The organism is Pseudoduganella sp. R-43 (assembly GCF_049913255.1).
Classification (GTDB): Bacteria; Pseudomonadota; Gammaproteobacteria; order Burkholderiales; family Burkholderiaceae_D; genus Rugamonas.
The window spans coordinates 2,998,438-3,022,348 of sequence record NZ_CP183988.1; the positions used below are offsets into that span (position 1 = coordinate 2,998,438).

The window sequence follows — 23,911 nt, forward strand, 5'->3', positions numbered from 1 at the left end:
GCTTATACCTCGACGATGGCCTTGATCACGCCGGCGGCGGGATCCATCCATTGCGGCAGCACGTCCACGAAATCGTCCAGGGTGGTGCGGTGGGTATTCATCAAGCCGGTCGGAATCAGTCCTGCCTTCATTGCCGCCAGCACCGTGCGGAAGTCGTCCGCAGTGGCGTTGCGGCTGCCCAGCAAGCTGGTTTCGCGCTTGTGGAATTCGGGATCGGCAAAGGAGATCCGGTCCAGCACGATCGACACCAGCACATAGGTGCCGCCGTGGGCGACGAACTCGAGGCCGCGTTCCATCGCCTTTACATTGCCGGTGGCGTCGAACACGACGTCATAGAAATCGCCCTTGGTAAGGTCCGACAAACGGGCCTTGTCTTTCTCGCCGACGGTGACCGTGTGCGGCACGTCGAGGGCCTTGCTGCAGAACGCCAGGCGGTCTTCGCGCGCATCCAGTACGGTCACCTTGCCGCCCTGGAGCTGGGCGAACAGGGCGGCGGCAATGCCGATCGGACCCGCACCCACCACCAGCACATTCTGTCCGGTACGGATATTGGCGCGGCGCACGGCGTGCGCCCCGATCGCCAGGAATTCCAGCATGGCGGCGTCGTCGAGGGAGATGCCGTCGGTCTTGAACACGAAGCGCTCCGGCAGCGCCAGGTACTCGGCCATGCCGCCGTCCCGGTGCACGCCCAGCACCTGGATATTGGTGCAGCAATTGGTCTTGCCCTGGCGGCAGGCGACACAGGCGCCGCAGGACAGGTAAGGCATCACATAGACCTGGTCGCCGGGCGCCATTTCGCTGCCGGCGGGCGCGCTGACCACTTCGCCCGACAGTTCGTGCCCCATGACCCGCGGGTACTGGAGGAAGGGCTGGGTGCCGCGGAAGATATGCATGTCGGTGCCGCACAGGCCAATGCGGCGCACGCGCAGCAGCACCTCGCCTTCGGCGGGCTGGGGCAAGGGACGCTCGACCAGTTCCAGTTCGCCCGGCGACTGGCATACGACGGTTTTCATCATGGTTCTTTTTTCCGTATCGAAGTTTGGATGTGCTTGCATTGTACGGCATATATGCCATACAATCGAGTCGTCAATGCAGCGATTTTGCCTATTTCTCCCGTAAGGAATTCTTATGCCTGACCCGACGCCCGCGGCGCCGCGCCTGCTGTTGATGGCTCCCGAAGACAACTGCCTGATTGCGCGCATGCCGCTGGCTGCCGGCGAGGCGCTGGAGATCGATGGCGCGCCCGTCACCCTGCCGGAAGCTATTCCGCTTGGCTACAAGGTGGCGCGCCGCGCGCTCAAGGCCGGCGAGAAGGTGTTGCGCTATGGCGCCATCATCGGCACCGTGTCGGCCGACGTTGCGCAGGGCGCCATGCTCCACACGCATAATGTGGCCAGCGATTACATTCCAACCTATACACTGGCGTCGGACGCCCATTCTTTCATCGGGAGCACCCACTGATGCCGAACGCTTCACCGCCAGCATTGTCCGGATACCTGCGCGCCGACGGCCGCAAAGGCATCCGCAACGTCGTCGCCGTTGCCTACACCGTCGAATGCGCGCACCACGTGGCGCGCCTGGTCGTCAATGCATTCCCGGGTCAGGAAGTGCACCTGATCGGCTTCCCGGGCTGCTATCCGAACGACTACGCCGACCGCATGATGAAGCGCCTGGCGACCCACCCCAACGTCGGCGCCGCGCTGATCGTGTCGCTGGGCTGCGAGAGCTTCAACCGGCGCGGCCTGGAAGAGGAGGTTGCCGCCAGCGGCCGCCCGGTGCATACCATCACCATCCAGCAGAACAGCGGCACCCGCACCAGCGTTGCCGACGGTATCGAGTGGGTGCGGTGGGCGCGCCAATCGCTGGATGCGCAGGAACGCGTGCCGATGGGACTTGATGAACTGGTGGTGGCCACCATCTGCGGCGGCTCGGACAGCACCAGCGGCATCACCGCCAACCCCGCTGTCGGCGTGGCCTTCGACCAGTTGGTGGCCGGCGGCGCAGCCTGCATCTTCGAAGAGACAGGGGAATTGGTGGGTTGCGAATTCCATATGAAGCGGCGTGCCGCCACGCCTGCACTGGGCGACGCCATCGTCGCCTGCGTAAACAAGGCAGCCCGCTACTACACTGTTCTCGGGCACGGCAGTTTCGCCCCTGGCAATGCCGATGGCGGCCTGACGACGCAGGAAGAAAAATCGCTCGGCGCCTACGCCAAGAGCGGCGCATCGCCGATCAGCGGCATCCTGAAACCGGGCGACCAGCCCGGCGGCGGCGGCCTGTACCTGCTGGACGTGGTGCCTGATGGCGAGGTGCGTTTCGGCTTCCCGAATATTTCCGACAATGCCGAAATCGTCGAACTGATCGCCTGCGGCGCCCACCTCACGCTGTTCACCACCGGGCGCGGCTCGGTGGTCGGCTCGGCGATCGCACCTGTGATCAAGGTGTGCGCCAATCCCGATACTTACCAGCGCCTGTCTGAAGACATGGACGTCAATGCCGGCCGCATCCTGAGCGGCGAGGCATCGCTGGAGCAGGTCGGCACGGAAATCGTGCAACTGGTGGCCGAGGTGGCCGGCGGTGCGCAAAGCTGTTCGGAAGCGCTGGGGCACCAGGAGTTCATCCTCACCTATAAGCAGTTCGAGCCGTCCGGCCCCGGATGCTTTCCGTTGAAAGCGGCATGAGATGCAGGCGTACGACAAGCGCAGCCTGCCGCGCAGCGGCCTTTCGCTGAGCAGCCTGGGACTGGGCTGCGCCCAACTGGGAGGCCTGTACCAGGCGATGGACGACGCCGAGGCGCGCGCCATCGTCGATACCGCCTGGGACCTTGGCATCCGCTATTTCGATACCGCACCATACTATGGCTACACGCTGTCGGAACGCCGGCTGGGCGCCGCGCTGCGCGAGCGGCCGCGTGACAGTTACGTGGTCAGTACCAAGGTGGGCCGGCTGCTGCTGCCCGACGCCGGCGTACAGCCCGGCGAAAACGGCTGGGCAGAACCGTTGCCGTTCCGTCCCCATTTCGACTACTCCTACGATGGCGTCATGCGTTCGCACGCTGATAGCTTGCAACGCCTCGGCATGGACCGGATCGACATCCTGTACGTGCACGATATCGGCCGGGTCACGCATGGCGAAAAACATGCCCATTACTGGGACCAGTTGACGCATGGCGGCGGCTTCCGCGCACTGGCCAGGTTGCGCGAGGAAGGCAGCGTCGCCGCCATCGGCCTGGGCGTCAACGAATGGGAAGTGGTAGTGGACGCGATGCGGGCCTGCGATATCGATTGCGCATTGCTGGCGGGACGCTACACCCTGCTCGAACAGGCTTCGCTGGCGCCGCTGCTGGACCGCTGCGTCGAGCGCGGTATCGGTATCGTGATCGGCGGGCCGTTCAACTCCGGCATCCTGGCCGGGACCAGGAAATTCAATTACGAGGACGCGCCAGCGCACATCGTTGCGCGCGTCGAGGCCATTGCCGCTGCCTGCGCCCGGGCGGGGGCGTCGATCCAGGCGGCCGCGCTGCAATTCCCGATGGCGCATCCGGCTGTCGTGGCCTGCGTTCCAGGCGCGCAAAGTCCGGCGCAACTGCGCCAGAACGCGGAATGGTTCGCGCAGCCTCTGCCTGCCGCATTGTGGGAAGGCCTGTCGCAGGCAGGCCTGATCGACAGCCGCGCGCCGACGCCGCACGGCGCCTGACAATTTTGATAGACGTGTGAAGGAATGAAATGAAGCTGTTACGTTTCGGCCCCAAGGGCCAGGAAAAACCCGGCCTGCTCGATGCACAGGGCGTAGTACGCGATTTGTCCGGCCTGCTGCCGGACCTGACTTCGGCCCATCTCGGCAAGGCGTGGCTGGACCGCCTGGCTTCCGTTGACCCGGCGCAGCTGCCGCGCGTAGAGCAGCCGGTGCGTTTCGCGCCTGTCGTGGCCGACATCGGCAAGCTGATTTGCGTGGGCCTGAACTACTCCGACCACGCCGCGGAATCGGGGATGGCGGTGCCGTCCGAACCTGTGCTGTTTGCCAAGGCGACCAGTTCGATCATTGGCTGCAACGACCCGGTCGTACTGCCGCGCGACTCGGTCAAGAGCGACTGGGAAGTAGAGCTGGGCGTGGTGATCGGCACCCGGGCACGCTATGTCGACATCGACAACGCGCTCGATCACGTGGCCGGCTATTGCGTGGTCAACGACCTGTCCGAGCGCGAATACCAGCTCGAACGCGGCGGCCAATGGGACAAGGGCAAGGGCTGCGACACCTTCGGCCCGGTCGGCCCCTGGCTCGTCACCGCCGACGAAGTGCCCGATCCGCAAAATCTCGACATGTGGCTGGACGTGAACGGCAAGCGCTACCAGGCAGGCAATACGCGCACCATGGTGTTCACGGTAGCGCACCTGGTCAACTACATCAGCCGCTTCATGACGCTCAATCCGGGCGACGTGATCAGCACTGGCACCCCGCCTGGCGTCGGGCTGGGGCAAAAGCCGGAACCGGTCTACCTGAAGCCGGGCGACCGCATGGCGCTGGGCATTGGAGGCCTGGGCAGGCAGGACCAGACCGTGCATGCCTGGGATCCTGCCCTGATCGACGGTTGAACGGCTGCTGGACCGATAAAATACCAAGGCGCGCAAAGCGCCGCACATGGAGACACCATGGCACCGACCGAACAAGCTGGCGGGCAATCCTGCAGGTTTGCCTTTGCGATGATCACCACGCTGTTTTTCATGTGGGGCTTCGTCCATAATCTCGACCCGATACTGATTCCCCACCTGAGGAAGGCATTCAGCCTGACCGTGCTGCAGTCGGCGCTGGTCGATTCGGCGGTGTTCATTGCCTACTTCGTGATGGCGCTGCCGGCCGGCCTGCTGATCCGCAAGGCCGGCTACAAGAATGCCATGCTGTGCGGCCTGGGCCTGTTTGCGTTCGGCGCGCTGCTGTTCGTGCCTGCCGCCCAGACGCAGCGCTATGCCTTCTTCCTCGGCGCGCTGTTTATCATCGCTTGCGGCCTGACTGTCCTGGAAACGGCCGCCAATCCCTATATCACGCTGCTCGGACCAGCTGAAAAAGCTACGCAGCGTCTCAACCTGGCGCAATCGTTCAATGGCCTGGCCGCCACGCTGGCGCCGATTGTCGGCGCCCGTGTCATCCTGGCCGGCGGCAGCAGCGAAGAGCAACTGCAAGCCATGTCCGACAGCGCGCGCCAGGCTGCGCTGGCGGCGGAAGCGGCCAGCGTCAAGGCACCCTACATCTGCATCGCGCTGGTCATCATGGCGATCGCGCTGGTGTTCTATTTCCTCAAACTGCCGGCCGCCGGCGCCGGCGCCGGCGAGCGCGCGCAGGGGGCGCCCGGCAACGGCGCCATCCTGCGAGCCTTGCAGCGGCCATCGATCCGGCGCGCCGTGCTTGCCCAGTTCTTTTATGTCGGCGCCCAGGTCTGCGTATTCAGCTTCTTCATCCTGTACGCGGTGAAGTCGGCCGGCATTACCCAGGTCCAGGCGGCAGACTACCTGGGCTGGGGTTGCGGCGCGGCCTTCGTGGTCGGCCGCTTCGCCGGCACCTGGCTGATGCGGTTCTTCACACCGGCGCGCCTGCTGCTGGCCTATGCGCTGGCCAGCATGGCGCTGTCGGTCGTGGCTATGGTCTCCGGCGGCCTGGCGAGCCTGGGCGCGGTGATCGGCATTGCGTTCTTCATGTCCATCATGTTCCCCACCATTTTCTCACTCGGCATCCGTAATGCCGGCGCCGACACCGAAATGGGCAGCAGCCTGATTATCATGGCCATCGTCGGCGGCGCGGTACTGCCGCTGCTGTTCGGCTTCATCAGCGACGCCACGCAAAACCTGCAATACGGCTATGCCGCACCGTTGCTGTGCTTCATGGTGATCGCCTGGTTTGCACGTGCCGAACTGAAGGAAGCACGCGCGGCAGCCACCATCACATCCACAGGGAGTGTAGAAGCATGTTTGAATTGACCGGCAAGAAGGCAGTCATCACTGGCGGCGGCAGCGGGATCGGCAAAGCCATTGCCATGCTGTTCGCGCAGCGCGGCGCGGAAGTTCACCTCCTTGATATCAGCGAAGCCGCCTGCGCGCAGGTGGCGCGCGAAATCCAGGAAGAGGGCGGCCGGGCTACGGCGCACGCCTGCGATGTGACGCGCCAGGCCGACGTGCATGCCTGCCTGGGCGCGATCGGCCCGCTTGGCATCCTGGTCAACAATGCCGGCATCGCGCACGTGGGCAAGGCCGACAACACCGCCGAGGAAGACTTCGACCGGGTGATGAGCGTCAACGTGAAGGGCGCCTACAACTGCCTGCATGCCGCCATCCCGCTGCTGAAGGAAAACGGCGGCGGCGTGATCCTCAACATGGCGTCGGTAGCGGCCTGGGTGGCGGTGCCGGAGCGGTTTGCCTATTCGGCAGCCAAGGGCGCGCTGATGGCAATGACGCTGTCGGTGGCCAAGGACTACCTGCAGGACGGCATCCGTTGCAACTCGATTTCGCCGGGGCGTGTGCATACGCCCTTCGTCGACGGTTTCCTGGCGAAGAATTATCCTGGCAGGGAAGCGGAAATGTTCGAACGGCTGTCGCAAACCCAGCCGATCGGGCGCATGGCGCGTCCCGACGAGGTGGCGGCCCTTGCCTTGTACCTGTGCAGCGAGCAAGCCTTGTTCATCACCGGCAGCGACTATCCGATCGACGGCGGTTTCATCAAGCTGAACGCCTGACGCGCCGCGCGCTCAATCCTGCTGCGCCATGTTTTCCCGGTAGTGCAGGGCGTTGAGCATGGTGGAGCGGGAAGAGTGCAGGTGGGTGCGCATGGCCGCCAGCGCCGCCGTTACGTCGCCTTTGACCAGCGGCCGCAGGATGGCCAGGTGCTCCTGCACTGCGTACTGGTTGCGCGGCAGCTCGTCGCGCTTGTCCCACTGGTAGTGGTAGTGGTACACCATTGACACCGCTTCGTTCAGGCCTTCCGCGAAGCGGTTGTCCAGGAGGCTGATCAGGAAGGTATGGAACTCGCGGTCGAGCGCGGGGAATTCAGCGTGGCTCTCGGCTGATCCCTTGCCCAGGGCTTCGTGACGCGCCAGCAGCTCTTTCAGGCGGCCGAATGCCGGATCGCCCGGCGGCAGGGCGGCAATGCGTTCAATGGCCTTCAGCTCGAACATTTCGCGCACTTCGCCCAGTTCTTCGGCGTACTTGGTGTCGAAGGCGCATAGGCGCCAGCTGCCGCGCGGGGTTTTTTCGATCAGGCCATTGCGTGAAAAACCGATCAGGAACTCGCGCACGGCGATCGTGCTGACGCCGGCTGCGCGCGACAACTCGACCTCGGTGAACTCGGCACCAGGCGGCAGGTCGCGCTCGTAAATGCGCTCCATCAGGATTTGCTGCAGTTGCTCGGTGGCGCTGTGCAATTCCGCCACGTCGAAGTAGTCGGCAGCCTTTGGCTTGCGCAACAGGTGCCGTTCCTTCATGCCGGCGATCAACCCATGCTCCGCGAAATAAGCCAGGGCGCTGCGCACTACGGTGCGGCTGCTCTCGACGATTTCTGTCATGCGCATTTCAGTGGGCAGGGCGTCGCCGACCTTCAGGTTCCTGGAAACGTGGTCCAGCAGGAGGTTGATGCTGCGCCGGGTAGTGATTGGAAGTTTGGCCATGAAGCTATTTTACCTGCTCATTGAAGGTATTGAATATATACGATACACTGGGTTTTTCAAAAGAGTTGGGGATGGACAATGGAACGCATGGGCATGGTAATCGGGATCAAAGCCGGGAAGATCGATGAGTACAGGGCCTTGCATGCCGCTGTGTGGCCGGCCGTGCTGGCGAAGCTATCTGCCGCCAATGTGCGCAATTACACAATTTTCCTGCGGGAGCCGGAGAACCTGCTGTTCGGCTACTGGGAGTACCACGGCACTGACTTTGAGGCGGATATGCGCACTATCGCGGCCGACCCCGAAACCCGGCGCTGGTGGACGTTCTGCGGGCCTTGCCAGGAGCCGCTTGCCAGCCGCGCCGATGGCGAACACTGGGCGATGATGCGTCCCGTATTCCACATGGATTGAGCGCTTGCAGGGGATGCGTCCCGCTTCCTGCCAACTGCCTATAATTATGGGATTGGCACGAATAGCGATACGGGAGGGGACATGCGTCTGGCGGCACTGGGCATTTTTCTTGCCGGTTGCCTTTTCTCGTCCGGATGGGCTCAGGCAGAAGCGATCACCATTGCCACTGGTGAGTTTCCGCCCTGGACCTCTGAAAAAGAGAAGCATGGAGGCTTCGTCAATCGCGTCGTGGCCGAAGCGTTTGCGCGCGAGGGCATCCAGGTCAATTTCGTCTACCTGCCCTGGAAGCGCGTCGAAGCCGAAACAAGGCTGGGACGCTATGCCGCCAGCTCGTTCTGGTTTACCGGGCTCGGGCCGGAAGCCGATTTCCTGGTCAGCGATCCAATTTCCAACCATCGCGAGCTTCTGTTTCGCCTGAAGGAGCGGCCGCTTCCCAAATGGCGAACGCTGGCCGACCTGCGCGGCCGGAAGTTCGGTGCCACGCTGGGTTACACCTATACCAGTGAGTTCTGGAAAATGGCGAGGTCAGGGAAAATCAATGTCGAAGTGGCGTCGCACGACGAACTGAATTTCAAGAAGGTGCTGGCCGGGCGGATCGATGCCTTTCCGATGGAAGAAGTGTCGGGATGGATGCTGCTTGCAAACCCGGAGGCCTTCCCGCCCGGTACCAGGGAGCTGTTCGTCACCGAACAGCGGCCGTTGCGCGTGACCGAAGGGCACCTGCGCTTTCCCCGTCGCCTGGCCGGCTCGGCCACGCTTGCCGCCAGGTTCAACGCCGGCCTGGCCGAAATGAAAAAAGACGGAACCTACGACCGGTACCTGCAGGACTTGGTCAAATAACCCCTGGCCCGGATATCCTTGATGCGCGTTGCGCTGTATATCAAGCCGGTCGCATGGTACCTCAAGGGCGCGAGCCCGTTGCTATTGCAGGTCGCCGACGATCACGCCGCCGCGGTTGGCGCCGATGTAGACCCGGCCGAAGATGCGCATATCGCCGGTTACATAGTTGACGCCGCCCCACTGGTGCTTGTCGTCGTTGATCCTGGCCCACGTGGCGCCGCCGTCGAGCGACTGGTAAATGCCGTACACATTGTTGATTTTGGCGGAGATGTAGACGGCTGGATAAGTCTTGCCGGCTGCAGCCTTGCCGAAACCTACACCGTACGCCGCCTGCACGTTGGCGATCTTCGCCGGCGCGGCGCTCGCACCATTGATGTGCCACAGGCCGTTCGGCGTCGCCAGCCACAGGTCTCGGCGCACGCTGCCCGGGACGGAGGCCAACTGGTGCTGGGAGGAATACGACGGCAGGATGTCCAGGCCCTGGAAAATGGCCGTGAAGTCCTTGCCATTGTTGGCGCTCTCCAGGATGGTTCCCTTGGAGAAGTCATAGGTATAGAAGTAGCCGTTGGCGACCTTGTCGGCAACCGGATTGAAGAAGCTGCCGGAATCGACCGCGCCCGTTACCGGATAGCCGGTCGAGCCGTTCCAGCTTGCACCGCCATCGGTCGAATAGAGGGCCGAAAGCCCACCCGGAACCCATAGCAGGGCGCTGCCGGCAGCCGATACCGCAACGCGGCCGGCATCGTAACCGGCGACGCTGGCCGCCTGGCGCCAGGTAACGCCATTATCCGATGAGAGCATGAGCGCACGGTTGTTGGCGGTTGTGCGCGCCACCACATTGGTGTTGAGGTCCGCTACATCGACGCTGTAATTGGAGTTATTCGGGCTGCTGTAGTAGCCGCTGATGCCGTTGAAGTTGGTGTCGTAGCGAGCCCCGGCCATGTCGCCAAGCGCGGTGAACAGGTGCGCGCCGCTGCTCGGGGAAACCAGCGGAGAATACAGGCCGCTTTCTTCGATGCCGTTGACATTGAAGCCCCATGCCACGCTTGCGCTGCCCAGGTTGTTGCTCTCCCACAGGCCGTAGCCGGTGTTGTACATGATGTTGTTGGAGTTGAACGGGTCGATGTCGACGTCGCTGATCCAGTGTCCCATCTTGCCCGCCAGCGAGCCGCCGTAATACGCCGTCATCCAGGGATATCCGGGCGCCGCGTGCGTGCTGATGGCGTTAAGCCCGGTCCAGGTGGCGCCGCCGTCGGTGGACTTGTACAGGTCATCGCCGGTAGACCAGCGGTCGATGGTCGAGACCACGATGGTATTGGGATTGCGGACATCGAGCGCCAGGCCGCCATAGCCGAACTGCCAGGAAGCGGTCGGCGCAGCAGGCGTGATATTGGCCCAGGTATTGTTCGCCGTCGTCAATTTGTAGACGGCACCGGCAGTGATGCCGTTCGGGCCCAGGCCATTGGCGTAGGTCAGCACCAGGCGACCGCTGCCATCCAAGGCGCCTTGCACCGGCATCAGGCCGGCCGGGCCGCCAGGTACCGGCGCCCAGGTCGTGCCGCCGTCGGTCGAGCGGTACAGCGTCTCGCCGCTGGTCGCTGCGACGCCGACGTACAGGGTCTTGCTGGCGATGCCGTTGCTGCCGCTGGCCTTGTCGAACAGGACGAAAGTGGTGCCGGCAGTGGTCGGGAAGCCGGGGACCTGCGACCAGGTCACGCCGGAATCTGTCGATTTGTACAGGCCATCCTGGTTGGTGCCGAGGAACAGGATCGAGCCTTTGTTCGGGTCCACCTGCAGCCGTTCGCCGGTGCCACGGCCGTCGGAGTTGCCGCCCAGGCGGATCGGCAGTTCGGTGCGCGACCATGTGGCGCCGCGGTCGCTGGAGCGCAGGATGGCGGCATTTCTGCCCCACGACGGCAGGTACATGCCGGCGGCCACATAGAGTTGTTGCGGGTTGTTCGGATCGAGGGCGATCGATTCGCCGCCATTTAGCTGGTTGTCGTCGCGATTCAGGTCGTCATTGAGCGGGATCCATGTCGAACTGCCTGGGTCGCGCCGATATACGCCGCCAACGTCGGTGCGGATGTAGGCCAGTCCCTGGACTGACGGATGATAGACGATGCCGGTAATGTAGCCGCCGGCGCCGAACAGCGCCGTCGACCAGGCATAGGCGCCGGTATTGGGCGAGGATGGCGTGGTTGTGCCGCCGGAGGCTGGCGGAGCGGTATTGCCGTCAGTGGGCGGCGCCGTCGTATCCGCTGTGGGCGGGGCGGTATTCCCGGTGGACGGCGTGGCGGGATTTCCGTTGGGCGGTGTTACCGTGACCGCGTTGGATGGCACTGCCGCATCATTGGCCGGATTGCCTGGCACACCCCTCCCACCACCGCATGCTGCCAGGGCAAGCGGCAGCATGATGATGCCGAGGAGGGCGGGATTGCTTGGCTTGTTCATTTCGTTGTCCTGCGCAATTCTAAAGGTCGGCATCTTGCCTGATATGTTTCCATGTGGCAATTATGAAATTTGCTAAACGCCGTTATATTTCCGCCTATTCGAAAGGGGTCCTGGTGACGTGGGACGAAGAAAACAGCGGACCTGGCCTACTGAATTTCGTTCACCAGCCTGGCGGATTTCGTAATTGCCCGGCCTGTACCACGGCTGCAAAATCAGGTGATGAGGAATTTCATGCACCTATTCGCAGGCCTCACCCTGGCCGCGGCATCCGGGGCGACGCTTGCCGCTGAGCGCGAACTTATCCTCCACGGCGCCAGCACCTTGCCGTCCTGGCGTGTCACCATCGCGGGGTTCGAGGGGCCCGGGCAGGTACTGCAAGGTGATGCCGTCACGATTCCCAAGCCAGCGAATTCGCAGGTGCCCGGCGGTTCGGTGGGGGCGCACTCAGGCGAAGTGGCAGGCGTGCCCCAGGCACTCACCTTGCTATGGAAGGACGCCTGGTTTGCAGGCCTGCGGTTCGATGGCGCGTCGGCGCTGGATTTGCGGGCCTACGCAGCAGGCGGTACGCTGGAATTCGACCTCAACGTGCTGGACCTGGACCAGGGCGGCATCTATTTCAGCATGCGCTGCGGCCAGGAGTGCTACCGCAAGCTGCCTTTCGTAGCGGCGGCGCGCAGCATGCAGGGCAAGGGCTGGCAGCATCTGTCGTTCTCGCTGGCCTGCTTTGCGCGGGCCAACGATGACTTTGGCAAGGTGCCGGTTCCGTTTGCGCTGGAGGCGAACGGCAGCGGCCAGGTCGCCGTGGCCAACGTCAAATTCGTCAAGGGAGGCGAGCCGAATGCGGCCTGCCCGGATTACCGAACGCAGGCTGTGACACCGGAGCCGCTGTCCCATGCCTGGGCCTTGCCCCACTGGCTGCCGCGTCACCAGTTGAAACTCGAAGAAAACCACAAACTGAAAGAGGCCGGGAAGAATCCGCAAGTGGTCTTCATCGGCGACTCGATCACGGAAGGCTGGGAAAAGGCCGGCAAGCGGGTGTGGCAGCGCTACTATGCGAACTACGATGCGGTGGCCCTCGGCTTCGGCGGCGACCACACGGAGAATGTGCTATGGCGCTTGCAGCACGGGGAGGTCGATGGACTGGCGCCGAAGGTGGCGGTGCTGATGATCGGCACCAATAACACCGGCGACCGCAATGACGAGCCCGAGGCGACTGCGGCCGGCATCAAAGCCATCATCGATGATTTGCGCAAGCGTTTGCCTGAGTCGAAGGTACTTCTGCTTGCGGTGTTCCCGCGCGAAGAGCAACCGGCTGCGTTCCTGCGGCGGCTGAACGACAAAGTGAACACCCGTATCGCCGGATTTGCCGATGGACGCCACGTATTCTTTGCCAACCTCAATGCATCCTTCCTGAATCCCGACGGCACGCTGTCGCGCGAGGTGATGCCGGACCTGTTGCATCCAGAGGAGAAGGGATACGAAATATGGGCGCGCAGCATGGAACCGATCCTGCAAAAACTGCTAACGGAGTAGGCACGTGAACAAATCAAAGACGATGGCATGCTTCGCCGGGGCGCTTGTGTTGTGCGCCAGCGCTTCGCAAGCCGCCTTCGCGGCCGCATGCGCCACCACGGCGGCGCCGCGCGCGGTCGAGTATCCCTGGATGTCTGTTGAGCGCTGGCGCCAGATGCATGCCGAGCAGGTGGTGCGGGCGGCGAAGGGCGACATCGACGTGATGTTCCTTGGCGATTCATTGACGGAGATGTGGCCCAAGCCGCTGTGGGAACGCAATTTCGGCAGCCTGAAAGCCGCCAACTTCGGCATCGGTGGTGACCACACCGGCAATGTGCTGTGGCGCTTGCAGGAGCCTGCAATCGCCGGCATCAAGCCCAAGCTGGTGGTCCTGATGATCGGCGTGAACAACATCAACCTTTGCAAGGAGCGCGCCGACGACGTGTTCAGCGGCATCCTGCTTGTCGTGGCAAGGCTGCGCGCGCAGTACCCGGCGGCGCGTATCCTGCTCAACGCCGTGCTGCCGGAAGGTGCACCGGATTCGGACGAACGCCGCCGCATCCTGGCGCTGAACCAGAAAATCAGGACAATGGACGATGGCAAGACGATCTTCTTCCATGATTACGGATCGCGATTCATGGATGCCGATGGCGTCTTGTCGAGGGAACTGCAGCCGGACCTGTTGCATTTTTCCGAGAAGGGCTACGGCATCCTGGCCGATGCGATCCGCCCCGATATCGAACGCTTGCTTGGGAAGGCGGCGCGCCCATGAAGCGCCGGTTCTTCCTTGCCTCCGCAGTGGGCGCCCTGGCAGGCGAGGCGGCGGTGCGCACGCTGCATGCAGCGCAGGCCTCCGACGATCCGGAACTGCGCGGTACAGCCAAGCCAGGCATCGCACTGGCGACGGACGACGTTGCCGCTTTCCCGGCCCCGCCAGCTGGATTCGATGACGAGCGCTCAGGCATTGCGCGCGGGGACGTCGTGGAGTTCAGCTACGCGTCGGCGGTGACTGGCACGCGGCGCAAGGCGCGCGTCTACCTGCCGCCCGGTTATTCCGGGAAACAGCGTTACCCCGTGCACTATCTGTTGCACGGGATCGGCGGCAACCAGGACGAATGGCGTGGGTACGTGCGCGCCAATGTCATCCTCGACAACCTGCTGGCCGATGGTGCCGTGGTGCCGATGATCGTGGTGATGCCGAATGGCCGTGCGCTGGCGGATGACCGCGTGCCGCCTGCGGAGAAAACCTTCACGCCGGAGCATCTCGCCGGCTTTGCGCAGTTCGAGCGCGACCTGCTTGAATCCTTGATTCCTGCCATCGATGGCGCCTATCCGACCATGGCGGAACGCGGCAAGCGCGCAATTGCCGGACTGTCGATGGGCGGTGGCCAGGCCCTGAATTTCGGCCTTGGCCATCTCGATACGTTCGCCTGGGTTGGCGGTTTTTCTTCGGCGCCGAACACGCGGGCCGGCACTGAATTGCTGCCCGATCCCGCCGCGGTGGCGCGCCGCCTTCAACTGCTCTACCTCTCGTGCGGCAAGAAGGACGGCCTGATCGGGACCTCGCAGGGCTTGCACCGCTACCTGCGGCAGCACGGGGTCAGGCACGTCTGGCATGTGGACGAGTTTGCGCACGTGAGGGAAAGCTGGGCAGAGAACCTGGCCCACTTTTCCAAACTGCTTTTCCGTTAGCAGCTGGGACCGGGCGATTCGCCCGCCCTGTGCAACAGACTGTGTACCAGAAGTTCATATATCCGCGCGCCTTGCGCGAATAGAATCGGTGCTCCATCTTCAAGGAAGCACCGCAATGCAATCTGCCAGGTTGAAATACATATTTGATCCGCTCTGCGGCTGGTGCTATGCCAGCGCGCTTGCGTTGGAAGCCCTGTCCGAAGCGTATCCGGACCTGCTGGAGCTGATGCCCAGCGGCCTGTTTTCCGATGCGGGCGCACGCGTCATGACGCCGGAATGGGCGCACCATGCCTGGAGCAACGACCAGCGCATCGAGGCCATGACCGGCCAACCGTTCAGCGCCGCCTACCAGCGCAACATCCTGCAAGGCCCGGGCACGCGCTTCGACTCCGGCGCAATGAACCGCGCCCTGACGGCAATCCATGCGCTTGACCCGCTGCTTGAACCCTTGGTGCTGCGCCGTTTGCAGTGGGCGCGCTACGTTGACGGCCTGGACACTTCGAACGCCATGGTTGTGGCGGCGGAATGCGCCCGCCAGGTCGCAGGTCTCGACGCCATCGAACTTGCCGGCCGCCTTGAGCATGACGCCGAACTGGCGCTACAGGCCACGGCCCGCATCAATGCAACACGGGACCTGATGCGTCGTGCGGGCGTGAACGGCGTGCCTGTCTTGCTGCTGCAAGGCGGGGAGGGCGAATACATCGTGAGCGGGGCGGCACTGTATGGGGACGGGGCGGAGCTGGTGAGCGGGATTGCACGGCTGCTGGCCGCGCCGTCCCCGGCCCGGGCCCGCTAGGTCAGCGGCCTTCTTCCACGATCGCCAGGTCCCATGGACCGAGATACAGTGTGTCGTCCGCCTTCACCTGGCGCGACGTCAGCAGGTCGGCGCCGGGCTTGTACTGGTACTTGAAGTTGACCGGCGCTGCGGAATAATTGAAGTAGTAGCGCACGTTGCGGCCGAAATCGTTGACGCCCTTGCGCGTGTGGACCTGCGGCGGCAACTGCTGGTCGGGACCGGCCAGGCCGGCCTCCCGCACCGCCGCCTGCAGCACTGCCTTCTGCAGCTTGTCAGACAGGTAGGTGCCTTCATAGGTCACCTTGCCGGCGCCGTACTGGTTCTGCGTGATGGCCGGCCAGCGGCCGAAGAAGTGGTGGTCGTAGTAGGCCAGGGCTTTGGCGGTATCAAGTTGCAGGAACTCGGCCCAGTACTGCACCTTGTTGTCGCCGCCGGCATTGTATGGATCGCCTTTCAGCGTCAGCGGTTGCGCGAGATTGGAGAACTCCTGGTAGTGGAAACCCAGCGCTTCGCGCAGCGGCCCGGGCGCCATGGTCCAGCGCACCGCCGTATTCTCGTTGGTGAAACCGCTCTTGAAAGTCATCACCACATGGCCGCCTTTGCGGATGTACTCCGAAATGCGCTTCAGCAGCGCATCGTCGGCCACGTACAGGGCCGGGACGATCAGCAGCTTGTATTGCGAGAAGTCCTGCACTTCAGGGAAGACGAAATCGGTGCCGACGTTCATGTCGTACAGTGCGCGGTGCATCTGCCTTACCAGGCTGCCGTAATCAGCCTTGCTGCCGTCGCCGCCCCATTGCGAATTCTTCGCGAACGGCATGTCGTTCAGCGCATTCAGCGAGTCGCGGCTCCAAAGGATGGCAACGTCGTTCTGCAGCTTCAGGTTCACCAGGCGCGGGCCGATCTTCTGCAGCTCGCGTCCCGTGTGGCTGATTTCGGCGTAGGCGCGGTTGGGTTCGAGGTCATGCGAGAGCACCCCTTTCCAGTAGGTCTCCTGGTTGGCATGGATCGAGGACCAGTGCCAGTATTCGACCATGTTGGAGCCGTTGGACAGGTGGGTGTAGACGTCTTCACGGAACTGTCCGTCATACGGCGGGTACTGGAATGAGGAGCTCCAGTCGGTCGACTGGGCATTGGTTTCCGTGACCAGGAAGTTGTTGCGCTTGAGCGAGCGGGTGAAATCAGCCTGCAAGGTCTGCTCGGCGCCATTATAGTACTCGCGCTGGCCCCAGTGATAGATGTTCACGGCCGGCATGTCGAGGGCGGCCGACACGGCTTCCTCGTTGACGTCGGCGTGCATCGAGCCGGCAAAATCGTGCGTGACGAACTGGCGCGGCGAAGCGTTCTCGCGCACCAGCCTGGCTTGCCAGTGCAGGAAGTTGGTTACGCGCATCTGGCCCCAGCGCGACCATTCCAGCTTGTAGCCCGTGCTCTGGGCGCCGTCCGGGCGCGGCAAGTCGGTCCAGGAATGCAGGTCCTGGCCCCAGTAGTTCAGGAACCAGGCTTTGCTCAGGTTCTCCGGCGTGCCGAATTTCTTCTCAAGGTGGTGCTGGAAGCGTACAAAGACATCCTCATTGGCCGCGCCATAGCTGCCGGTCTCGTTGTCGACTTGCCAACCGATGACGTTCGGGTTGTCCTTGTAGCGGCTGACGATCTTGCGGATCAGGCGCTCCGCGTAGAAGCGGTAGGCGGCCGAATCGGTGTTCATGTTCTGGCGCATGCCGTACATATTCTGTGCGCCATTGAACTTGCGGGCCAGGATTTCGGGGTTCTGCCTGGCCATCCAGGCTGGAATGGAGTAGGTGGGCGTGCCCATGATGACCTTGATGCCGGCCTTGCCCATGGCGTCGACCACGCGGTCCATCCAGGCGTATTCGAAGCGGCCATCCTCGGGCTCCCACAGGCTCCAGGTCGATTCACCCAGGCGCACCACGTTGAAGCCCGCGGCCTTCATCATTTGCACGTCCTTTTCCAGGCGCTCCGAAGGCATGTATTCATGGTAGTAGGCGGCGCCGTACAGGATGGTCTGCAGTGGCGGAACGGCCGTGGCGGGCGCTCTGTCGGCCGCCATGGCGCCGGTGGCAGCAGCGAGGGCGCAGGATAGTGCGCTCGCGAGCAGGGTGCGTTTCAGCATCGATTATTCCTTGGTTTTTTGACAGTGCCCCATTGTGCATAGCGACTGGCTGTGCGGGCAATGGCTTGCATGGAGGCTGTGCAATTTCATATTCCGCATTGGCGGTTTTTGCAATTGCGGCGCCGGGTTGCAGCTTCCACAATGCGTCCTATAAGAAAGCTGGTTGCCAACACTCCCAACCGCCCACCCACGGAGGAGACGCCGTGCGGGCACCTTCAAGGAAAGGTAGAACAATGAAGCCTGTGTTGATCAAGACCGTTCTGTCATTGGCGCTGTGTGCGGCGCCGTTTGCGCAGGCGCAGAATTGCGGCAGCGGCGGCGGCGCCACCGTCTGCCTGAGCGCCAGCGGTACCGGTAGCGACGTGCGTTTGAGCTGGACTGTCAGCGGCAGCGTGAGCGGCCTGCAGGTGTATCGCGACACCGACAGCGATCCGAATGGGCGCAGCCGGCTGGCGGTGCTGGGCAAGACCGCAACCAGCTACACCGACAGCAGTGCAAGCCCGGGGACGGTCTATTGGTACTGGGTCAAGTTCAGCGCAGGCGGCGGCAGCTTCAACTCGGGTACGGCGCACGCGGTGCGCGTAGGCGTGATGCGCAATATGACGAGCATGCAGATGTCGGGGCAGATGGCGCCGGGATGGAACCTGGGCAACTCGCTGGAAGCGACCGGTTCCTACGTCTGGGGCAGCACCAATTTCAACGAAACGGCATGGGGCAACCCGAAGGCCAGCCAGGCCCTGTTCAACAGCATCAAGGCGGCAGGTTTCAAGAGCGTGCGTATTCCGGTTGCGTGGAAACAGTATGCCGACGCCAACGACAACATCAGCCCGCAATGGATGGAACGCGTGACGGAAGTGGTCAACTATGCCCATAACGCGGGGCTGGTCACCATGATCAATATCCACTGGGACGGCGGCTGGATGCAGCCGACCTATGCCCAGCAAGGCGTGGCCAATGCGCGGCTGACCAAGTTCTGGACCCAGATCGCCAACAACTTCAAAAACCACGACGACACCCTGCTGTTCGCCGGCACCAATGAAGTCATGGTTGACGGTAACTACAACCCTCCGACTACCGAATACTGCGACGTGCAGAAGGGTTTCAACCAGGCCTTCATTTCCGCAGTGCGGGCTACCGGCGGCAACAACAGCAACCGCCACCTCGTGGTGCAGGCATTCAACACCAACATCGATAACTCCATCAGCTGCAATGCGACCATGCCAAGCGACTGGGTGGCCAACCGCATGATGATGGAGATCCATTACTACGATCCGTACGACTTCACGCTGGACGCCAACAGCTCTTCGTGGAAGTGGGGCCAGGCCGCCAACCCGTCGGGATGGGCCAACGAATCCTACACCGATGGCCAGTTCCAGAAGATGAAAACCGGCTTTATCGACAAGGGCGTGCCGGTGCTGATGGGCGAGTATGCCGCCATCCTGCGCACCGAATACGATCCGGCCGGAACTTACCGCAAGCTGTGGGACCAGTACATTACCCGTGCATCCTTTACGCGCGGCATCGTGCCGATGTACTGGGATAACGGCTACGCCGACAACCATCAGATGGGCCTTTTCAACCGCAGCACCGGTGCGCAAGCCTTTCCTGACGTGATCAGCACCATTGTGAACGCCGCAAGATGAAATCGCACTACCACGTACTGGACGGCTTGCGCGGTACCGCTGCTTTCAGCGTGTTCGCCTTCCACATCCTGGAGATGCTGGTGCCAAGCCTGGAGCGGAATCCGATGCGGCATACGCATCTTGCAGTGGACTTCTTCTTCGCGTTGTCCGGTTTCGTGTTGGGCCATGCCTACGATGGCCGCGGCCTGGCGCCGGCGCAATTCTTTGCGCGGCGCCTGGTCCGGCTGCATCCGATGGTGGTGGTGGCGATGGCGGTGGGCCTGCTTGGCTACCTGCTGGACCCGTTCGTCGGCGATGCCCAACAGGTGGGCGTGGCGCTGTCGCCGGGCCGCCTGGCGCTGACGTTTTTGCTTGGCCTGCTGCTGTTGCCAGCGGCGACCCTGCCCAATTATTTCGGCGAGACGCACCCGGTCAACGGCCCGTCTTGGACCCTGTTCCAGGAGTACATCGCGAATATCCTGTTCGGGCTGTTTGCGGCACGCCTGGGGCGCCGCCTGCACATTGTCCTGTGCGTGGCCAGTGCGGGGGCACTGCTGTGGACCGCGAAAAAATTCGGGAACCTGGGCTTTGGCTGGGGCTGGGACCACTTCTGGGTGGCGCCGGTGCGCCTGGCTTGCTCCTTCCTGCTTGGCTTGCTGGTCTACCGCATGCGGCTGCGCATGGCGCTGCCAAGCCCGTTCATTGCATTGTCGCTGCTGCTGTTGCTGGTGTTTGCGGCGCCCGGCTTCGGCGCGGCCAACTGGCTGTTTGAGGCGCTGGCCGTGATCGTGGTCTTTCCCCTGGTGCTGGCGGCCGGCGCCGGCTCGCGTCAACCGGAAGGCCGTGCCGGGATGGTGACGCGCCTGGTGGGCGAGCTGTCCTACCCTGTCTACATTGTGCATTACCCGTTTATTTATGTTTTTGCGCACTGGAACTGGTCGACGCACCCGTCCAGGACCGAGCTGTCGATAGCCATCGTTGCGATCTACTGCGGCGTGACCCTGTTTGCACTGGCGCTATCGCGCTGGTACGACAGGCCGCTGCGCGCCTGGCTGTCGCGAACCTTGTTTGAACGTCCGGCAGGCCAAGGCCAGGCGAGCGTTCAGCCGATGCTGTAACCTGTAGTCTCCTCTACCTTTTCCGGTAGTTTTCGGGGCGGCCAAAGCCGCCCCTTTTTTCGAGGAAGCGATGAAATTGAAGAAAACGATCAGTCTCCTGTCCGCCGCAGTGGCAATGTGCTGCGGGACCGCGCTGGCCGCGCCTGATGGCAAACCCTGGATGAATACGCAGCTGGGCGCGGCGGAACGCGCCAGCCTGGCTGTGAAGGAAATGACGCTGGATGAAAAACTGAAGCTGGTCTTCGGTTACATGGGCGCGGACATGGAGCACAAGAAGTACAAGCGCCCCGAGGAATCCCACGTGCAATCGGCCGGCTTCGTGTACGGCGTGCCGCGCCTGGGCATTCCCAACCTGTGGGAGACCGATGCCGGCATCGGCGTGGCGAGCCAGGCCGGCCCGCACGCGCGTCCGGGTACCGCGCTGCCGTCTGGCCTGAATACTGCCGCCACCTGGGATGTGCAGACCGCCTACGCCGGCGGCGCCATGATCGGGGCCGAGGCGCGCGGCTACGGCTTCAACGTATTGCTGGCCGGCGGTGTGAACCTGATGCGCGACCCGCGCAACGGCCGCAATTTCGAGTATGGCGGCGAAGATCCGCTCCTGGCCGGCAAGATGGTCGGCGCCCAGATCAAGGGCATCCAGTCGCAGCGCGTGGTTTCCACCCTGAAGCACTTCGCCCTGAACGACCAGGAAACCGGCCGCACCACGCTGGACGTGAAGATCGACGACCAGTCGGCCCGCATGTCGGACCTGCTGGCCCTGCAGATCGCCAAGGAGGAGGGCAATCCCGGCGCCGTCATGTGCTCCTACAACCGCGTCAACGGTGTGTATGCCTGCGAAAACACCTACCTGCTGACCGAAGTGCTGAAAAAGGACTGGGGCTTCAAGGGCTGGGTGATGTCGGACTGGGGCGCGACCCACAGCACGATCCCGGCCGCCAATGCGGGCCTGGACCAGCAATCCGGCATGCCGTTCGACCTGGCCGACTATTTTGGCCCGCCGCTGAAAGAAGCCGTGATGAACGGCTGGGTGCCGCAAGCCCGCCTGGACGACATGGCGCGCCGCGTGCTGCACGCCATGTTCGAGCACGGCGTGGTGGACCACCCGGTGAAGGCTGAACCGGACAAGATCGACTTCAATGCCCATGCCGCGGTGTCGCTCAAGGACTCGCAGGAGGGCATGGTACTGCTGAAAAACAGCGGGGCGGTGCTGCCGCTGGATAAATCCGTCAAGCGCGTAGCGGTGATCGGCGGCTATGCCGACAAAGGCGTGCTGGCGGGCGGCGGCTCGTCGCTGGTGTACCCGGCCGGCGGCAATGCGGTGCCGGGCATGGAACCGAAGACCTGGCCGGGCCCGGTCATGGTCTACCCGTCCTCGCCTCTGAAGGCGATCCAGAAACGCCTGCCGTCGGCGACCGTTTCCTTCAACGACGGCGCCGACAAGGCCGCAGCCGCCAGGCTGGCGCAGGAAAGCGACGTGGTGCTGCTGTTCGCCACCCAGTGGACCGGCGAAGCCTTCGACGTGCCGAACCTGTCGCTGCCGAACAAGCAGGATGAACTGATTGCTGCGGTGGCCGCGGCCAACCCGAAAACCGTGGTGGTGCTGGAGACCGGCGGTCCGGTGACCATGCCGTGGCTGCCGAAGGTGCCGGCGGTGCTGGAAGCCTGGTATCCCGGCACCAGCGGCGGCGAAGCGATTGCCAGCGTGCTGTTCGGTGAAGCCAATCCTTCCGGCCACCTGCCGGCTACTTTCCCGGCTTCGGAGGCGCAGTTGCCGCGTCCTGCGCTGGACGGCTATCCGGAAGTGGAGAACAGGCGTTTCGAGGTCAGCTACCGCGAAGGCGCAGCAGTCGGCTACAAATGGTTCGACCAGAAAGGCCTGAAACCGCTGTTCCCGTTCGGCCACGGCCTCTCCTACACCGAGTTCGGCTTTTCCGGCCTGTCCGCCGGCGTGAAGGGCGGCGTGCTGCAAGCCTCGTTCACGGTGAAGAACACCGGCCGGCGCGCCGGCAAGGAAGTGGCCCAGGTCTATGTCGCGCCGCTGAAGGCAAAGTGGGAAGCGCCCAAGCGCCTGGCCGGTTTCCAGAAGGTCGACCTGCAGCCGGGCGCCGAAGCCAGGGCTTCGGTCACGGTCGATCCGCGCCTGCTGGCCATGTACGACTCGGCCAGCAAGACCTGGAAAGTCGCCAAGGGCGACTACAAGCTGATCCTGGCGGCCGACGCGGCCGAGGCGGACGACAACAAGGCGCTCAGCACGGTCGTGCACCTGGAGGCTGCCGCCTATGATGTGAACGGCAAGCCACTGCAACCGGCACGCTAGGGCGGGCGGGGCGAACGTGCCCCCCTTTCACTGGTTGAACTGTTATGATGCAACGAGCAAGCCCGGCAAGAGGTGTTGCAGAGAGACAGTTCAACCATCCTTAGACAATGCAACAGTTTTTCAAAAAAGCGCTTCTGGCGCTGATCGGCCTGGTCATTGCGGACGCATTGCTGGCCATTTTCATGATCTACAAGAGCTACTTGTCGGTCCCGCTGCTGGCAACGTCCAGGCCCGGGGCAGGCTGGCACTACATAACGAATTCGGATGTGGAAATTGGCGGCACGTCGACCGTTCGTATTCCCGACCGCCAGCGCGAGCAATTGCGCGTCGAGTTCAAGCTGACCGAAGTCGGCAAATACCCCTTCGCTTCCGCCGGCATGGCGATGCACGATGCGAAAAGCCGGCCGGCCCTGGTCGACTGGTCCAAGTACTCCGACGTCACTTTTCTTGCCAAGTGCAAGCCGGCGAATTCCATGGTGTTCGGCATTTCGACCTTCGATCCCAAGATTTCCAAGGTCGGGGATTACCTGACTTACCGCTCTCCCGTCACTTATTTTTCGTGCAATGAACGCGGCGTCCCGGTCTCGCTGGACCTGACCAGGCTGGCCATCCCCGATTGGTGGTTCTACCAGGTCAAGCTGGACCTGTCGCACCAGGGTTACGACCTGAGCAAGGTTTCGAAGTTCGTGTTCGGGTCCAGCAGCCAAAGCCCGCTGAATCTCGACTCCTACCTGGAGGTCAGCGAACTGATGCTCAATGGCCGCGACTATCGCTACATCGCGGCGCTGGTGCTGCTCCTGCTGGCGAGCTGGGTGGCATTTGCCTGGGCCTTCTTCCGCGCCCACGCGCGAGCGCTGACCGCCAGCCTGAATTCGAGGATGAAAAAAGACCTGCCCCTGGTCGCTTATCGCCAATTAACCCTGGAGCCATATAAAGATAAGGAAAAGGCAACGGTGCTGCGTTATATCGCCACCAATTACACCGATACTGAAATCGACCTGGAATCGGTGGTTTCTGCCACCGGAACCAATCGAAACAAGGTCAACGAAGTTTTAAAAACAGAGCTCGGCATGACATTTACGAGTTACCTGAATAAACTGCGGCTGACGGAGGCGGCAAGGTTATTGGCGGAGAAAAGCGGCGCCGCCATCGCTGAAATTGCCTATTCGGTGGGATATTCAAACGTTTCCTATTTTAATAAGCTGTTCAAGGAAGAATACGGCTGCACGCCCAAATCCTTCCGTTCCCTCGCGACCCAGCAGGATTCCCCCGCCGAGCCGGTCCCGGCCGAGATTTCCGGTAGCGAAGCCGGCTGATCCACTTGCACTCCCAGCAGAACTAATCGCAATTTCTGCATTTTGCTAGAAATT

20 protein-coding genes are annotated in these 23,911 nt (G+C 63.0%); 16 read left to right on the plus strand and 4 right to left on the minus strand.

The annotated features are described in order from the left end of the window. Nucleotides 1-2 precede the first annotated feature (2 nt). Entirely contained in the window at nucleotides 3-1,013 is a 1,011-nt protein-coding gene (locus ACN9M3_RS13855) for a zinc-binding alcohol dehydrogenase family protein (protein WP_426323754.1), read from the minus strand. Nucleotides 1,014-1,128: 115 nt separating this feature from the next. On the opposite strand from ACN9M3_RS13855, the gene ACN9M3_RS13860 reads away from it, so the two are divergent. From ACN9M3_RS13860 to ACN9M3_RS13885, 6 genes are read left to right on the plus strand one after another with little or no spacing between them, the layout of a single operon-like run. Further along, nucleotides 1,129-1,461 carry a UxaA family hydrolase gene (locus ACN9M3_RS13860; RefSeq protein ID WP_426323134.1) on the plus strand — a complete coding sequence of 111 codons (333 nt, stop codon included), beginning with the start codon at nucleotides 1,129-1,131 and terminating at the stop codon, nucleotides 1,459-1,461. Continuing rightward, complete coding sequence (locus ACN9M3_RS13865; protein ID WP_426323136.1) at nucleotides 1,461-2,681, plus strand: UxaA family hydrolase; 1,221 nt, start codon at nucleotides 1,461-1,463, stop codon at nucleotides 2,679-2,681. Before ACN9M3_RS13860 ends, ACN9M3_RS13865 begins: the two co-directional genes overlap by 1 nt. 1 nt (nucleotide 2,682) lies before the next feature. Then, nucleotides 2,683-3,696: an aldo/keto reductase gene (locus ACN9M3_RS13870; protein ID WP_426323138.1), complete on the plus strand. Its 1,014-nt coding sequence runs from the start codon at nucleotides 2,683-2,685 to the stop codon at nucleotides 3,694-3,696. A 29-nt stretch (nucleotides 3,697-3,725) separates the two neighbouring features. Beyond that, a complete protein-coding gene (locus ACN9M3_RS13875) occupies nucleotides 3,726-4,592 on the plus strand; it encodes a fumarylacetoacetate hydrolase family protein (RefSeq protein ID WP_426323140.1) in 867 nt (288 codons plus the stop codon). A gap of 57 nt (nucleotides 4,593-4,649) precedes the next feature. Further along, nucleotides 4,650-5,969: an L-fucose:H+ symporter permease gene (fucP, locus tag ACN9M3_RS13880; protein WP_426323152.1), complete on the plus strand. Its 1,320-nt coding sequence runs from the start codon at nucleotides 4,650-4,652 to the stop codon at nucleotides 5,967-5,969. Continuing rightward, on the plus strand, nucleotides 5,957-6,721 hold the full coding sequence (locus ACN9M3_RS13885; protein ID WP_426323162.1) for an SDR family NAD(P)-dependent oxidoreductase: 765 nt from the start codon (nucleotides 5,957-5,959) through the stop codon (nucleotides 6,719-6,721). Before fucP ends, ACN9M3_RS13885 begins: the two co-directional genes overlap by 13 nt. A gap of 12 nt (nucleotides 6,722-6,733) precedes the next feature. Here ACN9M3_RS13885 and ACN9M3_RS13890 read toward each other — a convergent pair whose 3' ends face one another. Next, entirely contained in the window at nucleotides 6,734-7,648 is a 915-nt protein-coding gene (locus tag ACN9M3_RS13890; protein WP_426171551.1) for an FCD domain-containing protein, read from the minus strand. 78 nt (nucleotides 7,649-7,726) lie between these two features. Between ACN9M3_RS13890 and ACN9M3_RS13895 the strand changes: the two genes are divergently transcribed. Together ACN9M3_RS13895 and ACN9M3_RS13900 are read left to right on the plus strand one after the other, a co-directional pair. Next, nucleotides 7,727-8,056 (plus strand): L-rhamnose mutarotase, encoded by a 330-nt coding sequence (locus ACN9M3_RS13895; RefSeq protein ID WP_426171552.1) that lies wholly within the window; start codon nucleotides 7,727-7,729, stop codon nucleotides 8,054-8,056. 81 nt (nucleotides 8,057-8,137) lie between these two features. Further along, nucleotides 8,138-8,896 (plus strand): substrate-binding periplasmic protein, encoded by a 759-nt coding sequence (locus ACN9M3_RS13900; protein ID WP_426171554.1) that lies wholly within the window; start codon nucleotides 8,138-8,140, stop codon nucleotides 8,894-8,896. A gap of 81 nt (nucleotides 8,897-8,977) precedes the next feature. Here the strand turns inward: ACN9M3_RS13900 and ACN9M3_RS13905 are convergent, their stop codons facing one another. Beyond that, nucleotides 8,978-11,347 (minus strand): hypothetical protein, encoded by a 2,370-nt coding sequence (locus tag ACN9M3_RS13905; RefSeq protein ID WP_426323165.1) that lies wholly within the window; start codon nucleotides 11,345-11,347, stop codon nucleotides 8,978-8,980. 231 nt (nucleotides 11,348-11,578) lie between these two features. On the opposite strand from ACN9M3_RS13905, the gene ACN9M3_RS13910 reads away from it, so the two are divergent. The 4 genes from ACN9M3_RS13910 to ACN9M3_RS13925 all read left to right on the plus strand — a co-directional run bounded on the left by ACN9M3_RS13910 (nucleotide 11,579) and on the right by ACN9M3_RS13925 (nucleotide 15,347). Then, on the plus strand, nucleotides 11,579-12,880 hold the full coding sequence (locus tag ACN9M3_RS13910) for a GDSL-type esterase/lipase family protein (protein WP_426323167.1): 1,302 nt from the start codon (nucleotides 11,579-11,581) through the stop codon (nucleotides 12,878-12,880). Nucleotides 12,881-12,884: 4 nt separating this feature from the next. Then, on the plus strand, nucleotides 12,885-13,631 hold the full coding sequence (locus ACN9M3_RS13915; protein WP_426171559.1) for a GDSL-type esterase/lipase family protein: 747 nt from the start codon (nucleotides 12,885-12,887) through the stop codon (nucleotides 13,629-13,631). After that, nucleotides 13,628-14,551: an alpha/beta hydrolase gene (locus ACN9M3_RS13920; protein ID WP_426323169.1), complete on the plus strand. Its 924-nt coding sequence runs from the start codon at nucleotides 13,628-13,630 to the stop codon at nucleotides 14,549-14,551. Before ACN9M3_RS13915 ends, ACN9M3_RS13920 begins: the two co-directional genes overlap by 4 nt. A 115-nt stretch (nucleotides 14,552-14,666) precedes the next feature. Continuing rightward, nucleotides 14,667-15,347: a DsbA family protein gene (locus tag ACN9M3_RS13925; RefSeq protein WP_426323171.1), complete on the plus strand. Its 681-nt coding sequence runs from the start codon at nucleotides 14,667-14,669 to the stop codon at nucleotides 15,345-15,347. A gap of 1 nt (nucleotide 15,348) precedes the next feature. Here the strand turns inward: ACN9M3_RS13925 and ACN9M3_RS13930 are convergent, their stop codons facing one another. Then, nucleotides 15,349-17,481: a beta-galactosidase gene (locus ACN9M3_RS13930; protein ID WP_426323173.1), complete on the minus strand. Its 2,133-nt coding sequence runs from the start codon at nucleotides 17,479-17,481 to the stop codon at nucleotides 15,349-15,351. Nucleotides 17,482-17,714: 233 nt separating this feature from the next. Between ACN9M3_RS13930 and ACN9M3_RS13935 the strand changes: the two genes are divergently transcribed. The 4 genes from ACN9M3_RS13935 (at nucleotide 17,715) to ACN9M3_RS13950 (ending at nucleotide 23,857) form a co-directional block, all read left to right on the plus strand. Then, nucleotides 17,715-19,124, plus strand: coding sequence for a cellulase family glycosylhydrolase (locus tag ACN9M3_RS13935; protein ID WP_426323175.1), 1,410 nt, complete (start codon nucleotides 17,715-17,717; stop codon nucleotides 19,122-19,124). Continuing rightward, nucleotides 19,121-20,221, plus strand: coding sequence for an acyltransferase family protein (locus ACN9M3_RS13940; protein ID WP_426323177.1), 1,101 nt, complete (start codon nucleotides 19,121-19,123; stop codon nucleotides 20,219-20,221). Before ACN9M3_RS13935 ends, ACN9M3_RS13940 begins: the two co-directional genes overlap by 4 nt. A gap of 70 nt (nucleotides 20,222-20,291) precedes the next feature. Next, a complete protein-coding gene (locus tag ACN9M3_RS13945) occupies nucleotides 20,292-22,541 on the plus strand; it encodes a glycoside hydrolase family 3 C-terminal domain-containing protein (RefSeq protein ID WP_426323179.1) in 2,250 nt (749 codons plus the stop codon). Nucleotides 22,542-22,648: 107 nt separating this feature from the next. Continuing rightward, nucleotides 22,649-23,857, plus strand: a complete 1,209-nt coding sequence (locus tag ACN9M3_RS13950) for a helix-turn-helix transcriptional regulator (RefSeq protein ID WP_426323181.1) — start codon at nucleotides 22,649-22,651, stop codon at nucleotides 23,855-23,857. The last annotated feature ends 54 nt before the right edge of the window (nucleotides 23,858-23,911 follow it).

Bases quoted from the DNA above. Each gene is read 5' to 3' on its own strand.
- ACN9M3_RS13950 (WP_426323181.1), top strand. From the start codon at position 22,649: ATGCAACAGTTTTTCAAAAAAGCGCTTCTGGCGCTGATCGGCCTGGTC.
- ACN9M3_RS13895 (WP_426171552.1), top strand. From the start codon at position 7,727: ATGGAACGCATGGGCATGGTAATCGGGATCAAAGCCGGGAAGATCGAT.
- ACN9M3_RS13860 (WP_426323134.1), top strand. From the start codon at position 1,129: ATGCCTGACCCGACGCCCGCGGCGCCGCGCCTGCTGTTGATGGCTCCC.
- fucP (WP_426323152.1), top strand. From the start codon at position 4,650: ATGGCACCGACCGAACAAGCTGGCGGGCAATCCTGCAGGTTTGCCTTT.
- ACN9M3_RS13865 (WP_426323136.1), top strand. From the start codon at position 1,461: ATGCCGAACGCTTCACCGCCAGCATTGTCCGGATACCTGCGCGCCGAC.
- ACN9M3_RS13855 (WP_426323754.1), bottom strand. From the start codon at position 1,013: ATGAAAACCGTCGTATGCCAGTCGCCGGGCGAACTGGAACTGGTCGAG.
- ACN9M3_RS13945 (WP_426323179.1), top strand. From the start codon at position 20,292: ATGAAATTGAAGAAAACGATCAGTCTCCTGTCCGCCGCAGTGGCAATG.
- ACN9M3_RS13935 (WP_426323175.1), top strand. From the start codon at position 17,715: ATGAAGCCTGTGTTGATCAAGACCGTTCTGTCATTGGCGCTGTGTGCG.
- ACN9M3_RS13900 (WP_426171554.1), top strand. From the start codon at position 8,138: ATGCGTCTGGCGGCACTGGGCATTTTTCTTGCCGGTTGCCTTTTCTCG.
- ACN9M3_RS13875 (WP_426323140.1), top strand. From the start codon at position 3,726: ATGAAGCTGTTACGTTTCGGCCCCAAGGGCCAGGAAAAACCCGGCCTG.
- ACN9M3_RS13905 (WP_426323165.1), bottom strand. From the start codon at position 11,347: ATGAACAAGCCAAGCAATCCCGCCCTCCTCGGCATCATCATGCTGCCG.
- ACN9M3_RS13930 (WP_426323173.1), bottom strand. From the start codon at position 17,481: ATGCTGAAACGCACCCTGCTCGCGAGCGCACTATCCTGCGCCCTCGCT.
- ACN9M3_RS13870 (WP_426323138.1), top strand. From the start codon at position 2,683: ATGCAGGCGTACGACAAGCGCAGCCTGCCGCGCAGCGGCCTTTCGCTG.
- ACN9M3_RS13885 (WP_426323162.1), top strand. From the start codon at position 5,957: ATGTTTGAATTGACCGGCAAGAAGGCAGTCATCACTGGCGGCGGCAGC.
- ACN9M3_RS13940 (WP_426323177.1), top strand. From the start codon at position 19,121: ATGAAATCGCACTACCACGTACTGGACGGCTTGCGCGGTACCGCTGCT.
- ACN9M3_RS13910 (WP_426323167.1), top strand. From the start codon at position 11,579: ATGCACCTATTCGCAGGCCTCACCCTGGCCGCGGCATCCGGGGCGACG.
- ACN9M3_RS13925 (WP_426323171.1), top strand. From the start codon at position 14,667: ATGCAATCTGCCAGGTTGAAATACATATTTGATCCGCTCTGCGGCTGG.
- ACN9M3_RS13890 (WP_426171551.1), bottom strand. From the start codon at position 7,648: ATGGCCAAACTTCCAATCACTACCCGGCGCAGCATCAACCTCCTGCTG.
- ACN9M3_RS13920 (WP_426323169.1), top strand. From the start codon at position 13,628: ATGAAGCGCCGGTTCTTCCTTGCCTCCGCAGTGGGCGCCCTGGCAGGC.